The following is a 428-nucleotide window of genomic DNA, read 5'->3' as shown; positions in this document are numbered from 1 at the left end:
CTGGGGTGTATCTCTGCGCTTACGCTTTGTACGGCGACCGTGAGTCAGGCTCGGGTGTCGTTAGCGGCAGATCCGATGGCCGTTAAAGCACCCCCCTCAAATGTCGTCGCGGTAAACCTTGGCGGTAGCCTGTTCAAAGGCCCCGACGGCACGGTTTATCTGCAAGATTCATGCGCAGAGCAGACGCACAGCACTTGCGGAACCATCGACAAGGTAAAAGGAAGCCAGCAAGAAGCACTGTATCAAAGTTTTCGTGAAGGACCTCAGAGCTATGAATTACAGGTCGTTCCTGGTCAATACGCCCTCACTTTGTTCTTTGCCGAACGACCGGGGGTTGAGAACCGGCGGTTTAGCGTCTGGGTTGGTGGTAAAGAGCGGCTGGCGGATTTTAATATTCCAAAGGCGCGCGATGGGCTTACTGAAGCTGC

Annotated in this window: 1 protein-coding gene; it reads left to right on the top strand. The window is 54.7% G+C overall.

The features are described from left to right. Positions 1-39: 39 nt before the first annotated feature. Positions 40-428: malectin domain-containing carbohydrate-binding protein (locus ACTF5Z_RS11725; RefSeq protein ID WP_438985795.1), on the top strand; the 389-nt coding region annotated here is incomplete at its 3' end.

The sequence above is a fragment of the Aequoribacter sp. genome (assembly GCF_965659035.1).
Classification (GTDB): domain Bacteria; phylum Pseudomonadota; class Gammaproteobacteria; order Pseudomonadales; family Halieaceae; genus Aequoribacter.
The sequence above is the reverse complement of the archived record's forward strand: the minus strand, read 5'-3'. Positions and strand labels throughout refer to the sequence as shown.